This window comes from Cellulomonas septica (assembly GCF_012396155.1).
Classification (GTDB): domain Bacteria; phylum Actinomycetota; class Actinomycetes; order Actinomycetales; family Cellulomonadaceae; genus Cellulomonas; species Cellulomonas septica.
In genome coordinates, this window is record NZ_JAAXOY010000883.1 from 1 (window position 1) to 1115 (window position 1115).

At 76.9% G+C, this 1115-nt stretch carries 1 protein-coding gene; it reads left to right on the forward strand.

Annotated elements, in window-relative coordinates; genetic code table 11:
- Positions 1–173: 173 nt before the first annotated feature.
- A partial coding sequence (locus HGA02_RS20010) for a S8 family serine peptidase (protein WP_168681181.1) occupies positions 174–1115 on the forward strand: 942 nt, incomplete at its 3' end.

Here is a 1115-nt window from a genome sequence, read left to right on the forward strand (position 1 = left end):
CGAGCGGACCGGGCGCGGACCCCGGCGGCCACGCCGACCTCCCCGCCTACGCGCACCCGGCGCCGACCCACGTCGAGCCCGACCAGGTCCTCGTCCGGTTCGCTCCGTCCGCGACGCGATCCGCCCAGGGGTCGTCGCTGTCGGCCGCGGGTGCGACCGGTACCGGGGTGCCCGTGCCAGGCACCCGGTACGTCGCGGTCCCGGTCGGTGACGAGGACGCCGAGGTCGTCGCCGCACGCCTCGCCGCCGACCCGCACGTCGCGGCGGTCGAGGTCGACCACGTCCGGCACGCGTTCGGCCGCACCGACGACCCGCTGCTGCGCGACCTGAGCGGCTCGCTCGAGGCGATCCGCCTGCCGCGTGCCTGGGAGGCGAGCACCGGCGAGGGCGTCGTCGTCGCGGTGCTCGACTCCGGCGTCGACACGACGCACGAGGACCTCGTCGCGCAGATGCTCCCGGGCACGGACCTGGTCGACGGCGACGACGACCCGGCCGACCCGAAGGGCCACGGCACGCTCGTCGCCGGGAGCATCGCCGCGACCGGGGACAACGGCAAGGGCGGTGTCGGCGTCGCGTACGAGGCGTCGATCCTGCCCGTCCGGGTGCTCGACACGCTCCTCACCACGACGGACTCGCGCACCGCGGCCGGCATCGCCTGGGCGGTCGCGCACGGCGCCGACGTCGTCAACCTGTCGTTCGGCGCGCCCGAGCCGTCGGCCGTGCTGCTCGACGCGATCCGGTCGGCGGTGGCCGCAGGCGTGGTCGTGGTCGCAGCCGCGGGCAACGAGCGCGACGAGGTGCCGCAGTACCCCGCCGCCTACGCACCGGACGTCGACGGGCTCCTGTCGGTGTCGGCCACGAACGACGCGGGCGCGCTCACCGGCTGGTCGTCGTGGGGGGACACGGTGTCCGTCGCCGCCCCGGGCACGCTGGTGGTCGGACCGCGTCCGGGCGGCTCGTACCAGTGGGGCTGGGGCAGCTCGTTCGCGGCGCCGCTCGTGAGCGGAGCGGCCGCCCTGGTCCTCGCCGGCACCCCGACCCTGTCACCCGCCGCCGTCGAGCAGCGGCTCGTGTCGACCGCGCGCGACGCCGGACCGCGCGGGTACGACCCGTAC